This window comes from Pseudomonas sp. HMWF021, from assembly GCF_003061005.1.
Classification (GTDB): Bacteria; Pseudomonadota; Gammaproteobacteria; order Pseudomonadales; family Pseudomonadaceae; genus Aquipseudomonas.
On the sequence record NZ_QAIK01000116.1, the window covers coordinates 1 to 1,604 of the forward strand.

3 protein-coding genes and 1 pseudogene are annotated in these 1,604 nt (G+C 54.9%); 2 read left to right on the forward strand and 2 right to left on the reverse strand.

Annotation, left to right across the window (positions count from 1 at the left end; genetic code table 11):
- Positions 1-77: 77 nt before the first annotated feature.
- Positions 78-515, reverse strand: a complete 438-nt coding sequence (locus DBR18_RS15385; protein WP_108590943.1) for an excinuclease — start codon at positions 513-515, stop codon at positions 78-80.
- Positions 516-632: 117 nt separating this feature from the next.
- Here DBR18_RS15385 and DBR18_RS15390 point away from each other — a divergent pair, with 117 nt between their 5' ends.
- Positions 633-938 carry a type II toxin-antitoxin system RelE/ParE family toxin gene (locus DBR18_RS15390; protein WP_041074898.1) on the forward strand — a complete coding sequence of 102 codons (306 nt, stop codon included), beginning with the start codon at positions 633-635 and terminating at the stop codon, positions 936-938.
- Positions 935-1,222 (forward strand): addiction module antidote protein, encoded by a 288-nt coding sequence (locus tag DBR18_RS15395; protein WP_007943750.1) that lies wholly within the window; start codon positions 935-937, stop codon positions 1,220-1,222. The genes DBR18_RS15390 and DBR18_RS15395 overlap by 4 nt, the downstream gene beginning before the upstream one ends.
- 270 nt (positions 1,223-1,492) lie before the next feature.
- Here DBR18_RS15395 and DBR18_RS29275 read toward each other — a convergent pair.
- A pseudogene (locus DBR18_RS29275) lies at positions 1,493-1,604 on the reverse strand (excinuclease); the annotation flags it as partial.

Sequence of the window (1,604 nt, forward strand, 5' to 3'; positions counted from 1 at the left end):
AGCCTGCGGCAGCTCCTACAGGGGAATGTTTTTCCAATGTAGGAGCTGCCGCAGGCTGCGATCTTTTGATCTTGCCGTCAGAGCAACCGCACCAGATCCCCCTTCAACGCCACCCGCGTCACGAACACCCCGGCCCGACACTCGTAGGTATTCAAATCCTTGCGCACATGCTGGTCGTAGTAACTGACGATGTTGACCACCGCATTCGCCCCGACCCGTTTGGCGTCAGCCTGCAACTTGATCAGGTTCGACTGCAGCACCCACTCGCAGGAGTCGTGGTCACTCTTGTTGAAACCGTTGGTGCGCAAATCACTCACCACATCCCGGCGCAACAACTGCTGCGTGCCCAGCGGCCCATTGCCGGCCAGATAAAACTTCACACTGCCATCCAGCCGCCCGGCGCGCATCGCATCCGAAAGTACGGTTTCGAACGGCATGTACATCAGATTGGTGGCATGGCTGGCGCTGGGCAGTAGCGCGAAAAGTGCGGCGGCGATCAGGGCTTTCACATGCATGGTCATTTCCTTGACTTTGCGAGTCAGCATTCAACGATTTAACGAGTGTAGACACCGTACGTCGGTGAAGAAAAAACCGTCTGGCACATGTGTAGCTCAAGGGCTACACTTTCGGTCATGCCCGAGATTATTCGAAGTTCAACATTCTCCAGCTGGCTTTTGAAGCTGGCTGACAGCCGCGCCAGAATGCGTATTCAGGTGCGCATTGATCGTATGGCCGATGGGAATTTTGGTGATGTCAAAGCCGTCGGTGAGGGGCTCAGCGAAGTCCGAATTGACTATGGCCCAGGATATCGAGTTTATTTCATGCAACAAGGTCGGCAAGTGGTCATCCTCCTTTGTGGTGGAGACAAGAGCAGCCAACCCCGAGATATCAAGCAAGCCAGGCTCATCGCGGAGTCCTGGCAGGAGCAAAACCCATGACCGAACAATTCACTCGTTGGGACTCAGCCGAGTACCTCAAGACAGAAGAGGACATGGCTAATTATCTGGATGCCTGCATGGAGGAGGCTGGAGATGATCCTGCCTTTATCGCCAAGGCCCTGGGCACCATTGCGAGAGCGCGAGGCATGACCCAAGTGGCACGTGACGCCGGGCTGTCTCGAGAAAGTCTCTACCGTGCACTGTCAGGTGAAGGAAATCCTGAGTTTGGAACGATTCTGAAAGTTGTGAAGGCGTTGGGCTTGAAGTTACATGCCAGCACTTGAGCTGAACTGAATAGCAAAGGGCGTCGAAAGGCGCCCTTTGTCATTTCTGTAATCCCATCAGTCAACGTGCACCAAATCCCCACACAACGCCACGCTCGACACCATCAGCCCGGCGCGACACTGGAATTTTTCGGTGTCTTTGTACAGGTCGCGCTAGTCGACGCTGGCAACGTTGATCACGGTGTTGATGTCTTTTTTTGCGGCGTTCTGCAGGGTATAGGGGGCTTGTCGAGCGAGGCAAGATACTGAACTGTGACAATTCCGCGGCGGTTACTGCACGTTCGCCAGATCACCCTTCAACGCAACACCGGCCATGATCGCGCCGGCGTGGCATTCGTAATTCTTCGTGTCTTTGTGCTCGTTGCTCTTGTAGAAGCTGACG